Consider the following 24,019-nt stretch of genomic DNA (forward strand, 5'->3'; position numbering starts at 1 on the left):
TTCGGTGTCCGGATCGGATGCCGACTCGACCGCCCGATGGTGCCCGCGGGTGTGCCCACCGATTTCTCAGTCTTCGGGCCGCAGGTGCGTCACATCTCCCGCCGCGACCGCCCGGTCCTCGATCAGCAGTCGCCCCGCCGAATCGATATCGCGGGCGATCCCCGTCAGCACCCCGCCTCCCGGCAGTTCCGCCCGGACCCGGGAGCCCAGCGTCGCGCAGCGTTGCCGATAGGCGTCGGCGAGCGTCTCCGCGGCCCATCCGGATTCCTGCCACCGGGCGTAGCGGCGGGCGAACTCGGTCAGGAAGGACAGCACCAGGTGGGTGCGGTCGATATCGGTGGCGCCGCTGAGCAGCAGCGAGGTGGCGTGCGGGACGGGAAGCTCGTCGGCGGTGAGGCTCACGTTCATGCCGATGCCCACGACGATCGCCGGACGGGGCCCCGCGGCGGCGACTTCGGCCAGGATGCCGGCGACCTTGCGACCCTCGATCAGCACATCGTTGGGCCATTTCAGGGCGGCGGGCACCCCGGCGGTCGTCGTGATCGCGTCGACCGCGGCGATGCCGGTGAGCAGCGGCAACCAGCCGAGAGCTTCGGGGTCCAGACCCTCGGGCCGGATGAGCAGAGACAGCGCGATCTGCGCGCGCGGCGGGCTGGCCCAGGCGCGGGCGAGCCGACCGCGACCGCTCTCCTGCGCTTCGGCGACCAGTACGACGCGGTCGATATCCGGGTTCGCGGCGCGCGCGATCAGGTCCGCGTTGGTGGATCCGGTCGATTCGATCACGTCGATTCCGGTGTAGAACGCCAATTCCGGAGTACCGGTCAGCGCTCGCCGCAGATGTTCGACGTCCAACGGTGGCCTCTGCACGAGGGCAGAGTACTGGCCGGGTGCGGTGGTCACCGCACCCGCAGGTGCGGTGACCACCGCGTCTAGCCGGCGAGGTCGTAACCGATGGGCCGGGAAACCGCGGACATCGCCTCGTTCTCCGCGGTTTCGGTCTCCTCGGTTCCGGCCTCGCGCTCGACGGCTGTTTCGGTGATGGTCGGTTCCGGCTCGGTAATCCGGGTGAACGCCAAGGCCTCCGGGAATCGGCCGTCGCGAGTTGTCCAATGCCACATAGCAGGCCACCTCCCCTCTGTGTTCCAAAAGTGGCCTGCTGCAAGGGTATTGCCCGGTCCGGCGATGCGAAAGCGATTTAAATCGCGAGGCGCGCGGGCACGGCCGGGGCGGGTTAGTCTTGTGACGGATCACCGTCGCGTGTCGTGTGGACGGCCGGCGCGATTTGCGGTACACATATGAACCGCCGACGACTTGCCCACCTGGGGTTTTCTCGACCAGGCACTACTGACCAGTAGCAGGATGTGGGTTAACAGCGCGGTGCGCCTCTGGTTACACTCCGAGCCATGACGAGTGTCCAGCAGCAGCCCACGCCGGATTCGGCAGGTGCGCCCGATATCCACACCACCGCCGGCAAACTGGCTGACCTGCGGAATCGGCTGGAAGAAGCCCAGCATCCGATGGGCGAGGCCGCGATCGACAAGGTGCACGCCAAGGGCAAGATGACCGCGCGGGAGCGCATCCTCGCCCTGCTCGACGAAGGTTCCTTCGTCGAACTCGATGCCCTGGCCCGGCACCGCAGCGTGAACTTCGGCCTCGACAAGCAGCGTCCGCTGGGCGACGGCGTGGTGACCGGCTACGGCACCATCGACGGCCGCGAGGTGTGCATCTTCAGCCAGGACGTCACCGTGTTCGGCGGCAGTCTCGGCGAGGTGTACGGCGAGAAGATCGTCAAGGTCATGGACCTGGCGCTCAAGACCGGCCGGCCGCTGATCGGCATCAACGAGGGCGCCGGCGCCCGCATTCAGGAGGGTGTGGTCTCGCTCGGCCTCTACGGCGAGATCTTCCACCGCAATATCCAGGCCTCCGGCGTCATCCCGCAGATCTCGCTGATCATGGGCGCCGCCGCGGGTGGGCACGTGTACTCCCCCGCGCTCACCGACTTCGTGGTGATGGTCGACCAGACCAGCCAGATGTTCATCACCGGACCGGACGTCATCAAGACCGTCACCGGCGAAGAGGTCACCATGGAGGAGCTGGGCGGCGCCCACACCCACATGGTGAAGTCGGGTTCCGCGCACTACGTGGCCTCCGGCGAACAGGACGCCCTCGACTACGTCAAGGACCTGCTGTCCTACCTGCCGAGCAACAACCGCGCCGAGGCGCCGCGCTTCCCGGCCTCGGACCCGATCACCGGTGCGATCGAGGAATCCCTCACCGAAGAGGATCTCGAACTCGACACCCTGATCCCGGACTCGCCGAACCAGCCCTATGACATGCACGAGGTCATCCGCCGACTGCTCGACGACGACGAGTTCCTGGAGATCCAGGCCGAGCGGGCCATGAACATCATCGTGGGCTTCGGCCGGGTCGACGGCCGCAGCGTCGGCATTGTCGCCAACCAGCCCACCCAGTTCGCCGGCTGCCTCGATATCGACGCCTCCGAGAAGGCCGCGCGGTTCGTCCGCACCTGCGACGCGTTCAATGTCCCGATCATCACCCTGGTGGATGTGCCCGGCTTCCTGCCCGGTACCGACCAGGAGTACAACGGCATCATCCGGCGCGGCGCCAAGCTGCTCTACGCCTACGGTGAGGCCACTGTGGGCAAAATCACGATCATCACCCGCAAGGCCTACGGCGGCGCCTACGACGTCATGGGCTCCAAGCATATGGGCGCCGACGTGAACCTGGCCTGGCCCACCGCCCAGATCGCCGTGATGGGTGCCTCCGGCGCGGTCGGATTCGTGTACCGCAAGAAGCTGGCCGACGCCGCCCGCGACGGGTCCGACGTGGACAAACTGCGCCTGGAACTGCAGAACGAGTACGAGGACACGTTGGTCAATCCGTACGTCGCCGCCGAGCGCGGTTACGTGGACGCGGTGATCCCGCCGTCGCATACTCGCGGCCAGATCGTCTCCGCGCTGCGGCTGCTGGAGCGCAAGATGGTGACCATGCCTCCGAAGAAGCACGGCAACATCCCGCTGTGATCCGGCGATACGCTCTGTAGGCCGCACACTGATTTCGGGTATGCGATCGGTGAGAGAAGATCGACCAGGTTCCGCTGAACCGCGCGAGCCCGCTCGAGGCAAGAGAGAGGATCTGGCACTGTGACGATCGTGGCAGAAGAAGAAGTATTGGCCGCAGCGGAACTGGACCTCGCCACCAGGGATGTTCCGGTCGATACCGCGACCGAAGCCGACACGGGCACTGCCGCCGCGACGGACGGGGAGAAGCCGTTCCTCGTAATCGAGAAGGGTGCGCCGACCGACGCGGAGATCGCCGCGCTGGTGTGCGTGTTCACCGCCGCTGCCGCCGCGAATTCGGCGCCCGCCGATTCCGGTCCGCAGGATCTGTGGGGCAAGCCGACGATGCTGCATCGCGGTAATTCCCCGTTCTCGCCGTACTCCTACCCGCAGCTGTCGCATCTGCGGTTCTGACACCGACCTCAGGAGAACTCCAGACGTGACCCGGCTCGTACTCGCGTCCGCGTCACCCGCCCGCCGGTCGGTACTGCGCGCCGCGGGCATCGAACCCATCGTCCGGGTTTCGGACGTGGACGAGGATGCCGTGGCGGCGGCCCTACCGGCCGATACCGGCCCCCGGGAAGTCGTCGTCGAACTGGCCCGGGCGAAAGCCCGGGCCGTGGCGTCCACTCTGGCCGATGACGCGCCCGATCCCGATCTCGTCGTCGTCGGCTGCGACTCCATGCTGCTGATCGACGGTGAACTCCAGGGCAAACCCCATACGCCGGAGGCGGCACTGGCGCGCTGGCAGGCCATGGCCGGGCATTTCGCGGATCTGGTCACCGGGCACTGTGTACTGCGGGTGCGCGACGGCGTCGTCACCACCGAGGCGATCGACTGCAGCGCCACCACCGTGCACTTCGGTAAACCCGATCCCGCCGAACTGGACGCCTATATCGCCACCGGCGAACCGCTGCAGGTGGCGGGCGCGTTCACTCTCGACGGGCTGGGGGGCTGGTTCGTCGACCGGATCGACGGTGACCCCTCCAGCGTCGTCGGGATCGGACTACCACTGCTGCGCCGACTGCTCCAGGAAGTGGGCGTCGGCGTCGCCCAGTTGTGGGCCGACCGGGCCTGAGGGCGGAGCGCCGCGAAGCGCCCGGCCGCCCTGCGGCCCCGCGGAGGGCGGCAGCGGCCCGGTAGCGGGCGGGAACGGGTCGGAGTCCACCGCCGCGGACGCGGGCGGCAACTGACCACTCTGCGGCACCGTCTGACCCGACGCCCGCGCCAATCGCGCCGCCTGTCCGGCGGCCGCATCGATGCGCCCCGGCTGCGGGCGCCGGCGCGCGGCGGTCGCCGCGGCGTCGGCCGTTTCCGCTGCCGGAGCCTGCGCCGGCGGCGGGCCCACCCGCCGCAGCCGTACCTCGCACATCTCCTCGGTCACGAACGGCACGAGTTCGGCCTCGACCACCCCTTGGGCCTCGGAACGCTCCAGCAGCGCCGCCAGCAGCCCGCGATGCACCCCGCATACCACTTCGGTATGGGTGCGCGCCAGATCGCGCAGCGGACAGGCCGTCAATCGGACCACCGCGCCCTGGTCGGGATCGCGCGCCGCGTTCTCCCGCCCGTCCCGTTCGGGGGCGAAACCCAGCTCCGACATCAGCGAGACGATGCGGTCCTTGGCATCACGGACCGACTCGACCGGTTCATCGGCGGTCTCCAGTCTGTCTCCCCAGGCGCGTCCCGCCGCCCGGCCGGCGGCCGCCTGCCGCTCCGGATCGGGTCCGAGCTGATCGGCCAGCACCTGGGCGAGGTCCTGATAGCCGATGGTCCGCTGGACCGCCCGGTAGCCGATCCGCGGCCGGCCCCGGCCGCGCGGCGGCTGCTGGAACTGCCGGACCAGCGATTCCCGGGTGAGGATGTCGAGATGGAAGCGCACCGTGGTGACATGCTGGCCGGTGATCTGCGCCAGCTGCTGTGCGTCCAAGGGCTCGCTCGCGCCGCGGAGGATCGCGAGCAGACGCCGCCGCGGCCAAGAATCAGACATGCTCACCCCTCCTTCGGGGAGACTTTATCGGAGACATGTGCGATCAAATCGCCCATTGCACCGACTCTGTGCTCTTCGACAAGTTCACGTCAAGTCACACTTACTATCCACAGTGCGGCTCGAACCTGTCGTCAGCACTGCCCGCCTCCTGTGAAGGAACCCGAACGTGCCCGTCGCCCCGGACCCATATCCCGCCTTCGCTTCCTATGCTCACCCACACCGTCTGGTAACCACGGAATGGCTGTCGGCAAACCTCGGCACGCCCGGTTTGAAGATCATCGAATGTAATGCCGACGTCCTCCTCTACGGCATAGGCCATGTTCCCGGGGCCAGCAAGCTCGACTGGCGCAGCGACCTCGACGACCCGGTGACCCGTGACTATATCGATGGCGAGCGGTTCACCGAACTCATGCGCTCCCAGGGCGTCGAACACGACGACACCGTCGTGCTGTACGGCAATGACGGTAACTCGCACGCCGCACACGCGCTGTGGCTTTTCACCATGTTCGGCCACCGGGACGTCCGACTGCTCGACGGCGGTCGCGACGCCTGGATCGGCGAGGGCCGCGACATGGTCTTCGAAACTCCCGAACCGTCCCGCAGCCGGTACCCGCAGGTCGAGCGGGACGACAGGGCGATCCGCACCTTCCGCGAGGAGGTTCTCGGCAACCTGGGCACCCCGCTGGTCGATGTGCGCTCACCGCACGAATACGCGGGCGACCCCGGCGCGGGCGGGCCGGGCGCGGCGTTGCGCGGCGGCCACATTCCCACCGCCGTCAACATCCCGTGGACCAGCGCCCTCACCCCCGGCTCCCGCTTCCGCGCCCGCGCGGAACTGGACGAGGTCTACGGCGCCATCGAGCCGGGCCCGGTCACTGTCTACAGCGGTGTCGGCGAACGATCCAGCCACACCTGGTTCGTCCTGAAGTATCTGCTGGGCCGCGAGACGGTACGCAACTACGACGGCTCCTGGACCGAATGGGGCAACTCGGTCCGGATGCCCATCGCCACAGGTGGCGTGTGAGAGCCCGGATGCCGGCCGCGCGGACCGGCTCGGCCCCGACCGGGCCTCATGAGACCCGGCGCGTCTCCGAGGGAGCGAGAGTCTGCCACATGGTCGGCCGGGGGCCATTGTGATCTGCGACCTACTCTCCAGTAGCCCTATCCGAGTTCCGGCATTGTTGGCAGACTGCCTACACTCCCCCCGAGACAGATAGTGTCGACCAGGGGCGCGGAGCCCGCCTAGCGGCTCCGTTCCCACGGACCCGGAGCCCACCAAGCGATCCGATCCTCTTCGGAAGCCGGACAGCGGACCCCGATCCGCGGGAGCGGAGCGCAAGCGCGGCCCATCCCGCACAGCGAACACAGAGATTGCACACAGGAGGCTCAGTGCCCAGCCATGCCAGCGCGCGGATCACGAAGGTACTCGTAGCTAACCGAGGCGAGATTGCCGTGCGCGTTATCCGGGCGGCCAAGGACGCCGGTCTCGGCAGTGTCGCGGTTTACGCGGAACCCGATGCCGACGCACCCTTCGTCAAGCTCGCCGACGAAGCCTTCGCCCTCGGCGGGCAGACCTCTGCCGAGTCCTACCTGGTCTTCGACAAAATTCTCGACGCCGCCGCCAGATCCGGCGCCGATGCCATCCACCCGGGTTACGGGTTCCTCTCCGAGAACGCCGACTTCGCCCAGGCCGTCCTCGACGCCGGGTTGATCTGGATCGGCCCGTCGCCGCAGTCCATCCGCGACCTCGGTGACAAGGTCACCGCGCGGCATATCGCCGAGCGGGCGAAGGCGCCGATGGCCGCGGGCACCAAGGACCCGGTGAAGAACGCCGACGAGGTCGTCGAGTTCGCGAAGAAGTACGGCGTGCCGGTCGCGATCAAGGCCGCGTTCGGTGGCGGTGGCCGCGGGATGAAGGTCGCGCACACGATCGAGGAGATCCCCGAACTGTTCGAGTCGGCGACCCGTGAGGCGGTCGCCGCCTTCGGTCGCGGCGAATGCTTCGTCGAGCAGTACCTGGACAAGGCCCGCCACGTCGAGGCGCAGGTGATCGCCGACCAGCACGGCAACGTGATCGTCGCCGGCACCCGCGACTGCTCGCTGCAGCGCCGATTCCAGAAGCTGGTCGAGGAGGCTCCGGCCCCCTTCCTGACCGACGATCAGCGGGCCCGCATCCACGCCTCGGCCAAGGCCATCTGCAAGGAGGCCGGTTACTACGGCGCCGGCACCGTCGAATACCTGGTGCAGGGCGACACCGTCTCGTTCCTCGAGGTGAACACCCGCCTGCAGGTCGAGCACCCGGTCACCGAGGAGACCTCCGGTATCGACCTGGTCCGCCAGCAGTTCCGCATCGCCAACGGCGAGAAGCTGGAGATCACCGAGGATCCGACCCCGCGCGGCCACTCCTTCGAGTTCCGGATCAACGGCGAGGACGCGGGTCGCAACTTCCTGCCCGCCCCCGGCCCGGTCACCGTGTACTCCGAGCCGACCGGCCCGGGTGTGCGCGTCGACTCCGGCGTGGTGGCCGGCAGCGTGATCGGCGGCCAGTTCGACTCGATGCTGGCCAAGCTGATCGTCACCGGCGAGAACCGGACCCAGGCCCTGGAGCGGGCGCGGCGCGCGCTCGCCGAGTTCCACGTGGAGGGACTGGCCACGGTCATCCCGTTCCACCGGGCCATCGTCGAGGATCCGGCCTTCGTCGGCGACGGTGAATCGTTCGACGTCTACACCAAGTGGATCGAAACCGAGTGGAAGAACACCGTCGAGCCGTTCACCGGCGGTGCTCCGGCCGAAGAGGACGACGAACCGCGACAGAAGGTCGTGGTCGAGGTCGGCGGCCGCCGGGTCGAGGTCTCGCTGCCGGGTCAGTTCTCGGTCGGGGCCGGCGCTCCGGCGGCCGGCGCGGTGCGCAAGAAGCCGAAGCCGCGTACGCGCGGCGGCGCGGGCGGCGGCGCGGCCTCCGGTGACGCGGTCACCGCGCCCATGCAGGGCACCGTGGTCAAGGTCGCGGTCGAGGAAGGCCAGACCGTCGAGGCGGGCGATCTGATCGTGGTGCTCGAGGCCATGAAGATGGAGAACCCGGTCAACGCGCACAAGGCCGGTGTGGTCACCGGTCTGAATGTGGCGGCCGGTGCGGCCATCACCCAGGGCACCGTTCTCGCCGAGATCAAGTAGCGCGCACGCCGCGGCCCCGCTAGGGGCCGCGACCGGTATGCGACAGCGTGCCGACCGGTGAGCCAACAGTAGATGCACACTGCTCCGGAGCGGGTGAGCGGCCGATCGCCGCCACCCGCTCCGGCGTATGGTGACCGGGTGAGCCCAGTACAACCGACGGTCGCGGAGGTGATCCGCGGCCGTTTCGCATCCGGCAGCCGAGCCGACGGCCACCGGCTCGTACTCGTCGTCGAGGGCGGCGGCAGTCGCGGGGTGTACTCCAGCGGGATGGTGCACGCGCTGGAGCAACTCGGACTGCCCCGGGTCTTCGATGCGGTATACGGCACCTCGGCGGGCGCGATCAACGCGGCGTGGCTGCTGTGCGGCCGGGCGGGGCGGGGTATGAAGGCCTGGACCGATGCCGCGATCATGCGCCGGGCCATCGACCCGGTCCGGATGCTGCGCGGCCGGCCCGCGTTCGATCTGAACTATCTGGTGCACAAGGTGTACGACGGGCTGCATCCGATGGATTTCCCGGCCATTCTGGCCAACGAGACCACCTTCCATCCCATCGCCACCGATATCCGCACCGGCGACCCGGTGGACCTGCACCCGTTCATCGTCGACAAGGCGACATTGCAGACCGCGCTCCGGGCCTCTTCCGGTCTGCCGTTGCTGGCCGGCCCTCCGGTGGAGCTGGGTGGACGCCGGTATTTCGACGGCGGCCTCTCGGAAACGGTCCCGGTGCGCAGCGCGCTGAAGGCCGGCGCCACCCACGCGCTCATCCTCCGGACCCGGCGCGCCGACGAACGCCGTCCCCCGCCGCCCTGGTTGCACGATGTGGTCGGCGGCACCTATATGCGGTTCATCGCCCCCGGCGCCTACCGGGCGTGGAAGCTGCGGCCCGGCCAGCAGACGCTGGAAGACGGCGTGATCGCCGGGATGGGTGCGGCGGCCTGCCAGATCCATCCACCGGCCGGGTCACCGGATATCAGCAGCGTCGAAACCGATCCCGGCATCCTGGCGCGCGGTATGGAGATCGGCCGCCGCGTAGTAGCCGAACTCTTCGCCGAGTTCCGCCCCATCGCCGCCGAACCCTGCCGATCGATCGTGGGGTCAGTCGAAGCGGATGCCCTGGGCCAGGGGTAGCTCGGTGGAGTAGTTGATGGTGTTGGTGGCCCGCCGCATATAGGCCTTCCAAGCGTCCGAACCCGATTCGCGGCCGCCGCCGGTGTGCTTCTCGCCGCCGAACGCGCCGCCGATCTCCGCGCCGGAGGTGCCGATATTGACGTTGGCGATACCGCAGTCCGAACCGTCGGCGGCGAGGAAACGTTCGGCCTCACGCTGGTCGGTGGTGAAGATCGCCGAGGACAGTCCCTGTGGTACGTCGTTGTGCAGGGCCAGGGCGGTGTCGAAATCGTCGTAGGTGAGGACGTAGAGAATCGGGGCGAAGGTCTCCTCGCGCACCACCTCGGTCTGGGCGGGCATCCGCACGATCGCCGGGTCGGCGTAGTAAGCCTGCGATCCCACGCCCTCGGGTTCGACCCGTTCGCCTCCGCACAGCACCTCACCACCGTCCCCGCGGGCGCGCGCCAGCGCGTCCCACATCCCGGCCCAGGCGCCGGGCCCGTGCAGTGGCCCCACCTGGACACCCGGGTCCAGCGGGTTGCCCACCCGCAACTGCCGGTACGCGCGCACCAGGCGGTCCAGCAGTTCATCGGCGACCGAGGAGTGCACGATGAGCCGGCGCAGACTCGTACAGCGCTGTCCGGCGGTGCCGACGGCGGCGAAGACGATGGCGCGGACCGCCAGGTCCAGATCGGCAGAGGGGCCGACCACGGCCGCGTTGTTCCCGCCCAATTCCAGCAGGCAGCGGCCGAACCGGGCGGCCACGCGCGGGCCGACCGCGCGACCCATGGCGACCGATCCCGTCGCGCTGACCAGTGCGACCCGCTCGTCCTCGGTCAGCCGCACTCCGGCGTCGGTTGATCCCAGGATCAGCTGGTGGATCCGGTCGTCCGCCCCGGCGGTGGCGGCCGCGCGGCGCAACAGCGTATGGCAGGCCAGGGCGGTGAGCGGGGTACGGTCCGAGGGCTTCCACACCACGGTGTCGCCGCAGACCAGCGCGACGGCGGTGTTCCAGGCCCAGACCGCGACGGGGAAGTTGAACGCCGAGATCACCCCGACCACACCGAGCGGATGCCAGGTCTCCATGAGCCGGTGGCCCGGCCGCTCCGAGGCCATCGTGGACCCGTAGAGCTGGCGCGACAGCCCGAGCGCGAACTCGCAGATATCGATCATCTCCTGGACCTCGCCGCGCGCCTCGGCGGGGATCTTGCCTACTTCGAGAGTGACGAGTTCGGCGAGTTCGTCCTGGTGGCGGCGCAGCAGTACGGCCAGTCCGCGCACCACGGCGGCCCGCTGCGGCGCCGGGACCAGCCGCCAGGTGGCGAAGGCGGCGGCCGCTTCGGTGATCGCGGTGTCGATTTCGGCCGGGCCGTCGGGCCGCAGGCCGATCAGCGTTCCACCGTCGATCGGACAGCGCACGAACATATCGCCGGGCGCCGGGTCCGGGATCTCCAGTGCGCGCAGCAACGCGCCGATCCGGGCGGCGTATCCGGCGGGGACGGTCTGCTGTTCGGTCTCGGTCATCGCGAACTCCTCGGGTTCGGCCGGACGAAATACGCTGTGCGAATGGCACAGCCGGAGAATGAACGTTCACAACAGTGTTCCGGCGGTGTGTCCGCTACGTTAGCCTTCGCTGATGGCGGAAACACCGGCAAAACCAACCCTGGACGAGATCGATCGCCTGCTGATCCGGGAACTGATGGCCGACGGACGGGCGACCCTGTCCAATCTGGCCGAGAAGGCGAGTCTTTCGGTATCCGCCGTGCAGTCACGGGTGCGCAGGCTCGAGGCGCGCGGCGTGATCCGTGGCTACACCGCGAATGTCGATCCCGAAGCGCTGGGACAGCTGCTGTCGGCATTTGTGGCGATCACTCCTCTCGACCCTTCCCAGCCCGACGATGCCCCGGCGGCGCTGCAGAACATGCCCGGGATCGAGGCCTGCCATTCGGTGGCGGGCGACGAGAGCTACATCCTGCTGGTGCGGGTGGCCTCGCCGCGGCACCTGGAACAGTTGCTACAGCAGATCCGGGCGACGGCCAATGTCCGAACCCGGAGCACCATAATCCTGCAGACATTCTACGAAAAGTAGCCGATACCGTAACAACTCTTATTAGTTACGGACTTGTCAGTAAATCTTCCTGACAGTCCGGTGTCCGGTCCCGTACCGTCGGGGTGTGACCATCGAACTGGAGTACTCCGGCACGGGCGATGGCAGGACAGATGGCCGCATCCCCGCCTCTCGCGTGTTCGAGACCCTGTCGGCCAGTATGCTCGCCGACGGTTTCGACCTGGTACTCGATCTGCGCGCGTCCCGCGGCCGCCGTCTGGTGGACGCCCGCGACGGCAGCGACTACCTCGACATGTTCGGTTTCTTCGCGTCCAGCGCGCTCGGGATGAACCATCCCGCGCTGGCCGAGGACGCCGGGTTCCGCGCCGAATTGACCACGGCCGCACTGAACAAGCCGAGCAATTCCGATATCTACACGGTGGAGATGGCGCGTTTCGTGGACACCTTCGTCCGGGTGCTCGGCGATCCCCGCCTACCGCACCTGTTCCTCATCGACGGCGGGGCTCTCGCGGTGGAGAACGCGCTCAAAACCGCTTTCGACTGGAAGAGCCGGCACAACGAACTCCACGGACGCACACCCCGACCCGGATACGAGGGCGGGGTGCTGCATCTGACCGGCGCCTTCCACGGCCGCAGCGGATACACCCTGTCGCTGACCAACACCGACCCGGTCAAAACCGAGCGTTTCCCCGCCTTCGACTGGCCGCGGATCGAAACGCCCTGGCTCGGTCCGGATATCGATATCGAGGCGGCGGAACGACGCGCGCTCGAGCAGGCCGCCCGCGCCTTCACCGAGCGACCCCACGGCATCGCCTGCTTCATCGCCGAACCGATCCAGGGCGAAGGTGGCGACCGGCATATGCGCCCGGAATTCCTGCGCGCGGTCCAGGATCTGTGCCACGCCAACGACGCGCTGTTCGTCCTCGACGAGGTGCAGACCGGGGTCGGCATCACCGGAAGCGCCTGGGCCTACCGGCAACTGGGGCTGGAACCGGACGTGGTGGCGTTCGGGAAAAAGACGCAGGTATGCGGGATCATGGCGGGCGGCCGGGTGGACGAGCTCGCCGACAATGTGTTCACGGTGCCCTCACGCCTGAACTCCACCTGGGGTGGCAATCTCGCCGATATGGTCCGGGCCACCCGGATCCTCGAGGTCATCGAACGCGATGATCTCATCGCCCGGGCCACCGAGCTGGGTGAGCTGCTGCTCGACCTGCTGCGTGACCTCGCCGAGCGGCAACCCGCCGTCACCGAACCGCGCGGGCGGGGACTGATGTGCGCTGTCACGGTGTCGGACAACGCTTTCCGCGATGCCGTCCTCACCACACTGCGGGAACGCGAACGGGTGCTCATGATCGGCTCCGGCGAACGGGGCATCCGATTCCGGCCGCCGCTGACGGTGGAACCCGGCGAACTCGTCGAGGCGGTGACCGCGCTGGACCGCGTGCTCACCGACCTCGGCTGATACCGGCCCGGCGCGCGATCACACCGCGTCGGGCCGTAGGCCCAAGGCGCCCGCGGCGAACCGGCGCACCGCCTCCGCCGCGGCGACCAACGCCGCCTGCTGGCCTGGCCGGGCCCAGCCCTCGACCACGGCGGTCCCGTCCGGTCGCGGGGTCACCCCGATCTCGGCCACCAGCTCCGCGGTGGCCGGTTCGCACACCGCCCAGGAGAAATGGGATTCCGCCGCCCACTCGGCGCCGCGGCGGGCCACATACTCCGGGTCGGTGATTCCGCCCGAGGCCAGCGCGGGCCGGTCGTCGATCCGGTCATCGGCCCGCAGCGCGCGCAGATACCATGCGCCCGCGTTGATCTCGATCGCCTCCATGCGGTCACCCTCGCACAGCCCGGCGGGCCCGGCCGACCCCGGTGCGTCTTCACCGGGCCGCGGCCGCGGACGATATCGGTCGGCGACCTCACACTGTGCCGCGCCGCCGACCGCGGATAGGGTCGGGGTACAGTCCGGCCCCGGGCAGGTCCGCCGAGCACCGCAACCGCCCGGACCGCGGGCCGGGACAGGGAAGGATGCGTCATGACCGGGCAGCGATTGGGCCGCTACCGGCTCGAGCGATTGCTCGGCCAGGGTGGGATGGGCCAGGTATGGCTCGCCCACGCCGAGCCCGCCGGCGGACGTCCGGGCGGGCGGGTCGCGCTCAAACTGCTACCGGTCGAACTCGCCGCCGACCCGACCTATCGCAGCCGGTTCGAACGCGAAGCCGAACTCGCCGCCCGGCTGCACGACAGCCATATCGTGCCCATCCACGCCCACGGTGCGCTGGACGGCCGCTTGTTCATCGAGATGGAATATGTCGAGGGCGACGATCTGGGCCGGGTCCTGCGGGTCAACGGCCCGCTGACGCCGCAGCGCGCGGTCGATATCGTCGCCCAGACCGCGGCGGCGCTGGACGCCGCGCACCGGGCGGGGCTGGTGCACCGGGACGTGAAACCGTCCAATATCGTCGTCCGGCGCGACGGTTTCGTGTATTTGATCGACTTCGGTATCGCTCACGGCGTCGGCAGCACCGCCCTCACCGCCTCCGGCCTGGCGGTCGGGACCTGGGCGTACATGGCTCCGGAACGGTTCACCGGGCACACCGACGCCCGCGCCGATATCTACTCCCTGGGCTGTGTGCTCTACGAATGCCTGGCCGGTACGCGCCCGTTCGGCGATACCGATCCGGCCCGGCAGATGCACGACCATCTCACGACCACGCCGCCCAGTGTGCGCGCGCTGGTCCCGGGGATCCCGGTGGAACTGGACCGCGTGATCGCCCGCGCACTCGCCAAGAACCCCGACGACCGCTACCGCACCGCCGGCGAGTTCGCACGGGCCGCCCACGCCGCTCTCCCTGGGGCGGCGACGGCACCGGCCCCCGGCGCGGCGCAACATCCCGGTACTCGCCACTACGAACTGGACGACCGGCCCGACGACGCGGTCGCGGCCCATCCCGGAACCCGGGCCTATACGGAATTCACAACCGGCGGCCCGGCCGCCGAGCGGTCCCCGTCGTACCCGGCCACCCGGGCCTACACCGGGCACGCTCCCGGCGAGCCGGAAACCCGGCAACCTTCGGCCCACCCGGGCACCCGGGCCTACACCGGACATACGCCCGACGACCCGGCACCTTCCACAGCCCACCCCCCGACCCGGGCATACACCCGTCTGGAGACCGGATCGCGGCCCGGGTACGGGAGCGGTCCGGCACAGGCGGCCGGGCTCATGCCGTACAGCCGTGGCAACGTGGGCCCGGCGGCCGCGCCGAACCGTCCCGCGCCCCACCGGCCGGGCCCCCTGCCCGGCCGCCGCGCACCACGTACCCGGGCGAAACCACCGCGGCGCCGCAAGAGCCGCGTTCGCCGGTTGCTGCTGTGGTCGATCGTGCTCGTGGTCGTGCCGCTGGTGCTGATCGGCGGCTGCGTGTCGGCACTGGTCGGAGGCGCCGGGTCGATCCGGTTCTTCGGCGGCGAAACGCCGGCGTCCGGGGGTATCGCCGACGCCGGGGTTCCGGTCCGCGACGGCAACTTCGAATTCGCGGTACGCAACGTGGAATCGGGGGTGAGCGCGGTCGGTATCGAACGCGCCGAGGGGACATTCGTGGTCGTCAGCTTCACCGTGCGCAATATCGCGGCCCAACCGAAGACCTACCTGCCGCTCGGGCAGGAACTCAACGATACGGCGGGCGCGAAGTTCGCTCCCGATGTGACCGCCACCGCGCAGCGCGCGGCCACCGCGGCCGCCCCGCGCACCCTGCAACCGGACGAGTCGCTGGGCACTCATCTGGTCTTCGAAGTACCGCCCGGATCGGTGCCCGCGAGTATGACCTTCCGCGATTTCCCGCTCTCGTTCGGCACCAGGGTCGCGCTGAACACTCAGTAGCCCGGGGGTTCACTTCAGCCGCAGCGTCCACGCGGTCCGGTGGTGCAGCCGGACGCGGGCGCCGGGCGCCACATCGAAACGCCAGAACGATTCCGGCGCCGCCGCCAGGGCCACGACCAGAACGGCCCGGATCACCGCCGGATGCGTCACCGCGACCGTATGTGGCGCCTCGTCGCCGGCCGGCTCGCCGAGCCACACGCGGACCCGGTCGAGCAGATCCAGGATCGACTCTCCCCCGTGACCGCGGTATCCAGGGTCGGTGAGCCAGCGGCCCACTTCTTCCGGGGGCAGCAGGCCCGGTTCCGCACCACGCCAGGCGCCCGCGTCGAGATCGCGTAATCTCGATAGTGGTGCGGCATCCAAGCCCAGTAGTCGGGCAGTCTCTCTGGTCCGCCGCTCCGGGCCCGCGACTATCCGTGCGTCCGCCGGTGGTTCGACCGCCCGGTCCGCCAGCGCCGCCCGCCCCGCCGGGGTGAGTGGTTCATCGGCCGGGAAACGCGCCGCCCGTGACGCCTCGGTGACACCGTGGGAGATCAAATCGAGCTTTCGAACACCAGGCACCGTCGCAGCATAGAAACGCCGGACTGTCACCGGTAGCCGGCTCTCGATACCCATCCGGCTCCCGGTCCATCGTGCCCCGCTGACAGCAGGAGGTGATCGAGGAATGACAGATATACTCATCCGCGCCGTGCCCGGTGCGGTCATCGACGAGATCGACCGGCAAGCCAATGGCCTGGGTATATCCCGTACGGAATTCCTCCGCCGCCGACTCAGCCGGGAATTCCGGCCGGTCGGCGGGGTGACCACCGAGGACCTGATCCGGCTGGCCGGACTCGTCGCCGAGAACCGCACTCCCGACCTGCTCTCCCCCGATCTCGCCGAAACAGAGTTCACCGGCCCGGGAATCACCGGTCCCGATATGGTCGGCGGAGCCCCCGCCTGACCGCTTGCCTCGCCCGGCCGGCCCGCGCCGGCCGGGCCGGGTCCGTCCCGGTGTCGGTGCTCCGGTGCACACTGGTTTCCGTGACCGAGTTCTCCGCCGCCACCCAGCAGTGGTTCGACGGTGCTTTCCCCGCGCCGACGGCCGCCCAGCTGGGCGCGTGGCAGGCGATCGCGGCCGGTGAGCACACCCTGGTGATCGCGCCGACAGGGTCCGGCAAGACCCTGTCGGCGTTCCTGTGGGCCATCGACCGGCTGGCTGCGGCCGATCCGCCGCAGGCGGGTACCTCGGTGCTCTACATCTCGCCGCTCAAGGCCCTGGCGGTGGATGTCGAGCGGAATCTGCGCGCGCCGCTGGTCGGAGTGCGCCAGACGGCCCGCCGCCTGGGCCTGCCGGCCCCGGAGATCAGCGTCGGCGTCCGTTCCGGTGACACCCCCGCGCAGGAGCGCCGCCGGTTGCAGCGCACCCCGCCCGATATCCTCATCACCACCCCGGAATCGCTGTTCCTGATGCTCACCTCCGCGGCCCGGGAAACCCTGCGCGGCGTGCGCACGGTCATCGTGGACGAGGTACACGCCATCGCCGGTTCGAAGCGGGGGTCGCATCTGGCGCTGTCCCTGGCCCGGCTGGACACTCTCACCGAACGGCCCGCGCAGCGGATCGGTCTGTCCGCGACCGTCCGGCCACCCGAGGAGGTGGGCCGGTTCCTGGTGGGATCGGCGCCGATCACCGTCGTCAACCCACCCGCCCCCAAAACCTTCGACCTCTCGGTGCGGGTGCCGGTCCCGGATATGACCGAGCCGGGCGATTCCGACCAGCCCGGGTCACTGTGGCCGCATGTGGACGAGGCGATCGTCGAACTGGTACTGGAACATCGTTCGTCGATCGTGTTCGCCAATTCGCGCCGGCTGGCCGAGCGGCTGACCGCCCGGCTGAACGAGGCCTACGCCGGCCGGCTCGGCGAAACCGTCGACACCGCCCACGCCCCACCTGCCCAGCTCGGGCCCTCCACCGAGGTCAATCACGGCGCCGAACCGCTGCTGGCCCGGGCCCACCACGGTTCGGTGAGCAAGGAACAGCGGGCGCTGATCGAGGACGACCTCAAAAGCGGCCGACTGCGCTGTGTGGTGGCCACCAGCAGTCTCGAACTCGGTATCGATATGGGCGCGGTGGACCTGGTGGTGCAGGTCGAGGCGCCGCCCTCGGTGGCGAGCGGACTGCAGCGCATCGGCCGGGCCGGCCATCAGGTGGGCGAGATATCGCGCGGCGTGCTCTTCCCCAAGCACCGCACCGATGTGGTGCACTGCGCGGTGGCCGCGCAGCGGATGCTGGCCGGGCAGATCGAGGCGTTGAAGATACCCGCGCATCCGCTGGACATCCTCGCCCAGCAGACCGTCGCGGCCTGCGCGCTGGAGCCGCTGGACGTCGACACCTGGTTCGAAACCGTGCGTGGCACCGGCAGCTATGCCGCGCTGCCCCGTTCCTCCTACGAGGCGGTACTGGACCTGCTGGCCGGCCGCTACCCCTCCGACGAGTTCGCCGAACTCCGGCCGCGCCTGGTCTGGGACCGCGACGCCGGCACCCTCACCGGCCGTCCCGGCGCCCAGCGGCTGGCGGTGACCTCGGGCGGCGCGATCCCTGATCGCGGTATGTTCGCGGTATACATGGTCGGCGAGAAGGCGTCGCGGGTGGGCGAACTCGACGAGGAGATGGTCTACGAGTCACGGGTCGGCGACGTCTTCGCACTCGGCGCCACCAGCTGGCGCATCGAGGAGATCACCTATGATCGCGTGCTGGTGACCCCCGCCTTCGGCCACCCCGGACGCTTACCGTTCTGGCACGGCGATTCGCTCGGCCGTCCGGCCGAACTCGGCGCCGCCCTGGGCGAATTCGTCCGCCGGGCCGGTGCGCAGACTTCCCCGGATACCCTCACCGAACAGACCACCGCGGCCGGACTGGACGAGAACGCGACCGCGAATCTGCGCGCGCTGCTGGAGGATCAGCGCAGCGCGACCGGGCGGCTGCCCACCGACCGCACCCTGGTGGTCGAACGTTTCCGCGACGAACTCGGTGACTGGCGGCTGGTCCTGCACTCGCCCTACGGAATGCCGGTACACGCGGCCTGGGCGCTGGCCGTGGGCGCCCGCCTGCGGGAACGCTTCGGCGTCGACGCCGCGCCGAACGCCTCCGACGACGGCATCGTGGTGCGGCTGCCCGACACCACCGACGAGCCGCCGGGCGCGGAGCTGTTCGTCTTCGAACCCGACGAGATCGACGATCTGGTCACCGAACAGGTCGGCGGGTCGGCACTGTTCGCGTCCCGTTTCCGGGAATGCGCGGCCCGGGCACTGTTGCTGCCACGCCGCGATCCCGGACGGCGCGCGCCCCTGTGGCAGCAGCGGCAGCGATCGGCCCAATTACTCGATGTGGCGCGGAAATTCCCAGCTTTCCCGATCCTGCTGGAGACGGTGCGCGAATGTCTGCGCGATGTATACGACCTGCCGGCGCTGCGGGAGCTGCTCACCGCGGTGGCGCGCCGCCGGGTGCGGCTGGTCGAGGTGGAGACGGCCACCCCGTCCCCGTTCGCCAACGCGCTGCTGTTCGACTACATCGGCCAGTTCATGTACGACGGCGACAGCCCGCTGGCCGAACGACGCGCCGCTGCCCTGTCCCTGGACTCCGCTCTGCTCGCCGAACTGCTCGGCCGGGTCGAGTTGCGGGAACTGCTGGACAGTGAGGTCATCGCCCAGGTCGAATCGGAACTCCAGCGCCGCACGCCGGAACGTCATGCCCGCGATATGGAAGGCCTGGCCGATCTCCTGCGGTTGCTCGGCCCGCTGACCCCTGCCGAGGCACGGGAGCGCTGCCGCGAGGATCCCGCGGATTGGTTCGCCGGACTCGTCGGCGCCCGGCGCGCACTCGAGGTCTCCTACGCCGGGCAGACGTGGTGGGCCGCCATCGAGGACGCGTCCCGCCTGCGCGATGCGCTCGGGGTACCCCTGCCGATCGGCACCCCGGCCGCCTTCATCGAACCGGTACCCGATCCGCTCGGCGATCTGGTGGCCCGCTACGCCCGCACGCATGGGCCGTTCACCACCGAGTCGGTCGCGCACCGGTTCGGTCTGGGCCCCGCCGTAGCGGGGGCGGCGCTGCACCGTCTCGGCCTCGAGAAACGCGTAGTGGAGGGCGAGTTCACTCCCGATACCGGCGGTTCGGAGTGGTGCGACGCCCAGGTGCTGCGGCGGCTGCGCCGGCGCAGCCTCGCCGCCGCCCGGCACGAGGTCGAACCGGTGGCCACCGCGGCCTTCGGCCGGTTCCTGCCCGCATGGCAGCACATCGGGACCGGCGAGTTGCGCGGAATCGACGGCGTGGCGACGGTGGTGGAGCAACTCGCCGGAGTGCCGGTGCCGGCTTCGGCGTGGGAGTCGCTGGTGCTCCCGGCCCGGGTCCGTGATTACACCCCCGCCTTCCTCGACGAGCTCATGGCCACCGGCGAGGTGCGCTGGTCCGGCCACGGCGCCATCAACGCCAAGGACGGCTGGATCGCGCTGCATCCGGCCGACCAGGCGCCGCTCACGCTGCCGCCGGCCGACGACCCCGAACTCACCGAAACCCATCTGGCGCTGCTGACCGCGCTCGGCGCCGGACCCGCACTCACCTCGCCGGCCGAACATCGCTCCGAATCCGGCCCCACTTCGCCGGTACTACACGGTGGCGGCGCGTATTTCTTCCGCCAACTGTCGGACACGACAGGTCTGCTGGACGATGCCGCGGTCGCGGCCGCCCTATGGGACCTGGTGTGGGCGGGCCTCGTCTCCGGGGATACGTTCGCTCCGGTGCGGGCCCGACTCTCCGGCTCCACCCGCGCCCCGGCCGCACACCGCACCCCCCGGCGCGCACCCCGCGGACGCACCTACCTTCCCCGGCCGGCGATGCCCAGCCGGTCGGGTCCGCCCACCGTGGCGGGGCGCTGGTCGCTGCTCCCCGAGCGCACGACCGACAACACCGTCCGCGCGCACGCCACCGCCGACGTGCTGCTCGAACGCTACGGCGTGCTCACCAAGGGCTCGGTACAGAGCGAGGGTGTGCCCGGCGGTTTCGCGCTGATTTACCGCGTGCTCAGCGAATTCGAGGACCGCGGCCGCTGCCGCCGCGGATACTTCGTCGACTCCCTGGGCGGGGCACAGTTCTCCACCACCGACGTGGTGGACCGCCTGCGCTCGTTCGACGGCGACCGCCGGCCCGCCGGGACCGCGCTGGCCCTGGCGGCCTGCGATCCGGCCAACCCCTACGGCGCGGCTCTACCCTGGCCCAAAACCGAGGGCGGGGCCGGTCACCGGCCGGGCCGCAAGGCGGGTGCGTTGGTCGTACTGGTCGACGGCGAGCTGGTCCTCTATCTGGAACGCGGTGGAAAGACCCTGCTCACCTGCACCGAGGATCCCGCCGCCCGGCAGTCGGCCGCGAGCGCCTTGGCCGATCTCGTCCGGACCGGCCGGACGGATTCACTGGTGATCGACCGGGTCGACGGCGAATCGGTGCACGGCAACACTTTCGCCGAGTTCCTCACCGCAGCCGGTTTCGCCGCCACCCCGCAGGGCCTGCGCCTGCGATGTGCGGTCGGCCGAACATAGAGAGGCAACCATTGAGCACTTACAGCGTCGTGAGCCCACCCAGGTGATCGGGGCACATAGCTGCACATACCTACCGTCCATTCCGGATGGTCGGCCTGTCCCGGAACGCCTCGGCCATGGAATACAGGATTGTCATGCCCGAGGGTGATGCCGTTTTCCGCGCCGCGAGGCGGCTGCGCGCCGCGCTCGAGGGCGCGACGCTGACCCGCAGCGATTTCCGCGTGCCCCGATACGCGACCGTCGATCTACGCGGCCAGGTCGTGGAGAGCGTGGGCAGCTACGGAAAGCATCTGTTCATCCGCACCGAGACGGCCAGTGTGCACACCCACCTGAAGATGGAGGGCAGCTGGCGGGTCTTCCACTGTGGCCAGCGCTGGACCAAACCGCGGGTCGCCGCGCGGATCGTGCTCGGCACCGCGGAGGCCGAGGCCGTCGGATTCGACCTCGGGCTGGTGGAGGTGCTGCGCCGGCGTGACGAGCACACCGCCATCGATCATCTGGGACCGGATCTGCTCGGTCCGGGCTGGGACCCCGCCGAGGCGTTGGACCGGCTCACCCGCGCACCGGAGGTCCCGATCGGTGTCGCCCTGCTCGATCAGCGCAATCTGGCCGGGATCGGCAATATCTACCGCAGCGAGATCTGCTATCTGCGCCGGGTCCATCCGGCTCGTCCGGTGGGGGACGTGGAGGATCTGCCGGCGCTGGTGAACGAAGCGCAACGCGTCATGTACCGGGCCGCGCACGGGCCACGGTGGCGGCCGCTGGTCTACGGTTCGGCCGGTCGGCCCTGCCGACGGTGCGGGACCCCGCTGCGGGTCGACATGCTGGGCGAGAAGATGCCCCACAACGACCGCGTGAGCTATCGGGAACGCGGTATCTACTACTGCCCCGAATGCCAGGTCCCGCCCGTCTGAGCACGTACGCTGTCGCATACCGGTCACCGCCTCTACTGTGACGGCCGCCATCAGCACCGTAATGATCGGCCGCTTTCCGACGACACACGGGTACTGCACCGGAAGCGAGTCCCATGAACACCCGAACCGTCCGACTGGCCGCCCTCACCGGCAAAGTGCTCTCCGCGGTGCTGGCCATCGTGGCGACCGCGGCGTTCTGCTACTTCCTGCTGCATCCCGCCGCGATCCCGGAGACACCGGCCCCTGTACCGCTCGGACCGGCGACCACCACGACGCCGAGCCACCACCCGGCCGCCCACTGAGCGGCAGGCCGGTGCGGCGCGAGCCGGTTCAGCCCTCGGTGGGCACCGGTTCCAGGATTTCCGGCCGGGGTTCGGGCGCGGCGATCCGCAGCGCATCGGCGGAGGCATCGTCGGGCTGGGTCTGCGACCTGACTTCGGCGTCCACCCGGGCCAGATAGGTCCGGACCTCGCGGTCGGTCTCCGTATCGCTCCAGCCGAGCACCGGGGCCATGAGCCCGGCAACCTCTTCGGCGCACTCGGTGCCGCGATGCGGGTACTCGATGGAGATCCGGGTACGCCGGGCGAGCACATCGTCGAGGTGCAGGGCACCCTCCGCCGCTGCGGCGTACACCGCTTCCACCCGTAGATACGAGGGCGCCGCGGCAATCGGTTGCAGCAGGTCGGGGCGGTCGGCGGCCAGGGCCATGACCTCCTCTATGAGCGAACCGTAACGGTCCAGCAGATGTTTCACCCGGTACGGGTGCACCCCGTACTCCTCCGCCAACTGCACAGTCTGGTTGACCAGCGCGAAGTAGCCGTCGGCGCCGAGCAACGGCACTTTTTCGGTGATCGAGGGCGAGACCCGGGCGGGGATGTCCTGGGCGGCCTCGTCCACCGCGTCGTAGGCCATCACCCGGTAGGTCGTGTACTTGCCGCCGGCGATGGCGACCAGTCCCGGCGCGATACGCGCGACGGCGTGCTCACGCGACAGTTTCGAGGTCTCGTCGCTCTCCCCGGCCAGCAGCGGCCGCAGGCCCGCGTACACACCGTCGATATCCGCATGGGTCAGCGGGGTGACCAGCACCTCGTTCACCCGTTCCAGCAGGTAGTCGATATCGGCTTTGGTGGCGGCCGGATGGGCCAGGTCGAGATTCCAGTCGGTATCGGTGGTGCCGATGATCCAGTGCGCGCCCCACGGGATCACGAACAGCACCGAGGTGGCGGTGCGCAGGATGATGGCGGCGTCGCTGACGATCCGATCGCGCGGGACCACGATGTGCACACCCTTGGACGCCCGCACATGGAACCGGCCGCGCTGCTGCGACAGCGCCTGCACCTCGTCGGTCCAGACACCGGCCGCGTTGATCACCACATGGCCGCGCACCGCGCCGGTGGTTCCGTCCTCACTGTCGCGCACCTGCACGCCGACCACCCGGTCGGCTTCCCGTAGGAACCCCACGACCTGGGTGGAAGTGCGCAGCACCGCCCCGTAATGGGCCGCCGTACGGGCGACGGTCATGGTGTGCCGGGCGTCGTCCACCACGGTGTCGTAGTAACTGATCCCGCCGATCATCGAGTTGCGCCGCAGCCCGGGCGCCAGCCGCAGCGCGCCGTGCCGCGACAGATGACGCTGCCCGGGCACGGATTTCGCCCCGCCCATGGTGTCGTAGAGGAACAGTCCCGCCGCGACATAGGGCCGCTCCCACGCCCGCCGGGTGAGCGGGTAGAGGAATCGCAGGGGTTTCACCAGGTGCGGCGCCAGGCGTGACATGGACAGTTCGCGTTCCTTCAACGCCTCGCGAACAAGTCCGAATTCGAGCTGTTCCAGATACCGCAGGCCGCCGTGGAACATCTTGGACGAGCGACTGGAGGTCCCCGAGGCCAGATCCCGCGCCTCCACCAGGGCCACCTTCAGGCCGCGGGTCGCGGCATCGAGCGCGATCCCGGCCCCGACGACACCGCCGCCCACCACGATCACATCGAAGTGGTCGGTGTTCAAGCGGTCCCATGCGCTACGGCGCTGATCGGGTCCGAGGAACTGCGATCCCGGCTGTATCGTCACCGTCCCACCTCCCGAGCAGGGGCATGCGGTCCGCGGAGGCCGAAGCGTCGGCGTAGATATCGCATCATCGGTTTCGACTCCTCGAGTACGCGATCGACTGGGGTCGGCTGTGGGTTTGCGCGTTCGGTGTCCAAGCCTAGTGGCACAGCCGGGCAAAGCCCGGCGACAGCACGCGCA

At 69.6% G+C, this 24,019-nt stretch carries 20 protein-coding genes; 13 read left to right on the top strand and 7 right to left on the bottom strand.

Annotated elements, in window-relative coordinates; all coding sequences use genetic code 11:
* Nucleotides 1-66: 66 nt before the first annotated feature.
* Nucleotides 67-867 (bottom strand): biotin--[acetyl-CoA-carboxylase] ligase, encoded by an 801-nt coding sequence (locus tag NS4_RS16290; protein WP_063060414.1) that lies wholly within the window; start codon nt 865-867, stop codon nt 67-69.
* A 62-nt stretch (nt 868-929) separates the two neighbouring features.
* Entirely contained in the window at nt 930-1,118 is a 189-nt protein-coding gene (locus tag NS4_RS32245) for a hypothetical protein (protein ID WP_157106083.1), read from the bottom strand.
* Between the two features lie 285 nt (nt 1,119-1,403).
* On the opposite strand from NS4_RS32245, the gene NS4_RS16295 reads away from it, so the two are divergent.
* The 3 genes from NS4_RS16295 to NS4_RS16305 all read left to right on the top strand — a co-directional run bounded on the left by NS4_RS16295 (nt 1,404) and on the right by NS4_RS16305 (nt 4,158).
* Nucleotides 1,404-3,044 (top strand): acyl-CoA carboxylase subunit beta, encoded by a 1,641-nt coding sequence (locus NS4_RS16295; protein ID WP_063060395.1) that lies wholly within the window; start codon nt 1,404-1,406, stop codon nt 3,042-3,044.
* A 120-nt stretch (nt 3,045-3,164) separates the two neighbouring features.
* Nucleotides 3,165-3,494 (top strand): acyl-CoA carboxylase subunit epsilon, encoded by a 330-nt coding sequence (locus NS4_RS16300; protein ID WP_063060396.1) that lies wholly within the window; start codon nt 3,165-3,167, stop codon nt 3,492-3,494.
* Nucleotides 3,495-3,519: 25 nt separating this feature from the next.
* Entirely contained in the window at nt 3,520-4,158 is a 639-nt protein-coding gene (locus NS4_RS16305) for a Maf family protein (RefSeq protein ID WP_063060397.1), read from the top strand.
* On the opposite strand, the gene NS4_RS33410 is transcribed toward NS4_RS16305, so the two are convergent.
* A complete protein-coding gene (locus NS4_RS33410) occupies nt 4,087-5,067 on the bottom strand; it encodes a helix-turn-helix transcriptional regulator (protein WP_063060398.1) in 981 nt (326 codons plus the stop codon). The genes NS4_RS16305 and NS4_RS33410 overlap by 72 nt on opposite strands.
* Nucleotides 5,068-5,233: 166 nt before the next feature.
* Between NS4_RS33410 and NS4_RS16315 the strand changes: the two genes are divergently transcribed.
* From NS4_RS16315 to NS4_RS16325, 3 genes are all read left to right on the top strand, one after another.
* A complete protein-coding gene (locus tag NS4_RS16315; protein ID WP_063060399.1) occupies nt 5,234-6,091 on the top strand; it encodes a sulfurtransferase in 858 nt (285 codons plus the stop codon).
* A 365-nt stretch (nt 6,092-6,456) separates the two neighbouring features.
* On the top strand, nt 6,457-8,241 hold the full coding sequence (locus tag NS4_RS16320; RefSeq protein ID WP_063060400.1) for an acetyl/propionyl/methylcrotonyl-CoA carboxylase subunit alpha: 1,785 nt from the start codon (nt 6,457-6,459) through the stop codon (nt 8,239-8,241).
* Nucleotides 8,242-8,379: 138 nt separating this feature from the next.
* Nucleotides 8,380-9,369 (top strand): patatin-like phospholipase family protein, encoded by a 990-nt coding sequence (locus NS4_RS16325; RefSeq protein WP_063060401.1) that lies wholly within the window; start codon nt 8,380-8,382, stop codon nt 9,367-9,369.
* Here the strand turns inward: NS4_RS16325 and amaB are convergent.
* Nucleotides 9,337-10,872, bottom strand: a complete 1,536-nt coding sequence (gene amaB, locus NS4_RS16330; protein WP_084487362.1) for an L-piperidine-6-carboxylate dehydrogenase — start codon at nt 10,870-10,872, stop codon at nt 9,337-9,339. The genes NS4_RS16325 and amaB overlap by 33 nt on opposite strands.
* Nucleotides 10,873-10,984: 112 nt before the next feature.
* On the opposite strand from amaB, the gene NS4_RS16335 reads away from it, so the two are divergent.
* On the top strand, nt 10,985-11,437 hold the full coding sequence (locus NS4_RS16335) for an Lrp/AsnC family transcriptional regulator (RefSeq protein ID WP_030522498.1): 453 nt from the start codon (nt 10,985-10,987) through the stop codon (nt 11,435-11,437).
* Between the two features lie 85 nt (nt 11,438-11,522).
* Nucleotides 11,523-12,881, top strand: coding sequence for an L-lysine 6-transaminase (lat, locus tag NS4_RS16340; protein WP_063060402.1), 1,359 nt, complete (start codon nt 11,523-11,525; stop codon nt 12,879-12,881).
* An 18-nt stretch (nt 12,882-12,899) separates the two neighbouring features.
* Here the strand turns inward: lat and NS4_RS16345 are convergent, their stop codons facing one another.
* Nucleotides 12,900-13,244 (bottom strand): hypothetical protein, encoded by a 345-nt coding sequence (locus tag NS4_RS16345; RefSeq protein WP_063060403.1) that lies wholly within the window; start codon nt 13,242-13,244, stop codon nt 12,900-12,902.
* Between the two features lie 204 nt (nt 13,245-13,448).
* Between NS4_RS16345 and NS4_RS16350 the strand changes: the two genes are divergently transcribed.
* Nucleotides 13,449-15,293 (top strand): serine/threonine-protein kinase, encoded by a 1,845-nt coding sequence (locus NS4_RS16350; RefSeq protein ID WP_063060404.1) that lies wholly within the window; start codon nt 13,449-13,451, stop codon nt 15,291-15,293.
* Nucleotides 15,294-15,302: 9 nt separating this feature from the next.
* Here NS4_RS16350 and NS4_RS16355 read toward each other — a convergent pair whose 3' ends face one another.
* A complete protein-coding gene (locus tag NS4_RS16355; protein ID WP_063060416.1) occupies nt 15,303-15,854 on the bottom strand; it encodes a histidine phosphatase family protein in 552 nt (183 codons plus the stop codon).
* Nucleotides 15,855-15,957: 103 nt separating this feature from the next.
* On the opposite strand from NS4_RS16355, the gene vapB reads away from it, so the two are divergent.
* The 4 genes from vapB to NS4_RS16375 all read left to right on the top strand — a co-directional run bounded on the left by vapB (nt 15,958) and on the right by NS4_RS16375 (nt 22,080).
* Complete coding sequence (gene vapB / locus NS4_RS16360; protein WP_063060405.1) at nt 15,958-16,236, top strand: type II toxin-antitoxin system VapB family antitoxin; 279 nt, start codon at nt 15,958-15,960, stop codon at nt 16,234-16,236.
* Nucleotides 16,237-16,316: 80 nt separating this feature from the next.
* Complete coding sequence (locus NS4_RS16365; RefSeq protein WP_084487370.1) at nt 16,317-20,864, top strand: ATP-dependent helicase; 4,548 nt, start codon at nt 16,317-16,319, stop codon at nt 20,862-20,864.
* A 134-nt stretch (nt 20,865-20,998) separates the two neighbouring features.
* Nucleotides 20,999-21,778, top strand: coding sequence for a DNA-formamidopyrimidine glycosylase family protein (locus tag NS4_RS16370; RefSeq protein WP_063060418.1), 780 nt, complete (start codon nt 20,999-21,001; stop codon nt 21,776-21,778).
* 113 nt (nt 21,779-21,891) lie between these two features.
* Complete coding sequence (locus NS4_RS16375) at nt 21,892-22,080, top strand: hypothetical protein (RefSeq protein ID WP_063060406.1); 189 nt, start codon at nt 21,892-21,894, stop codon at nt 22,078-22,080.
* A gap of 28 nt (nt 22,081-22,108) precedes the next feature.
* Here the strand turns inward: NS4_RS16375 and glpD are convergent, their stop codons facing one another.
* Nucleotides 22,109-23,842, bottom strand: a complete 1,734-nt coding sequence (gene glpD, locus NS4_RS16380) for a glycerol-3-phosphate dehydrogenase (RefSeq protein ID WP_063060407.1) — start codon at nt 23,840-23,842, stop codon at nt 22,109-22,111.
* Nucleotides 23,843-24,019 lie beyond the last annotated feature (177 nt).

It is taken from the genome of Nocardia sienata NBRC 100364, from assembly GCF_001613205.1.
Lineage (GTDB): Bacteria > Actinomycetota > Actinomycetes > Mycobacteriales > Mycobacteriaceae > Nocardia > Nocardia sienata.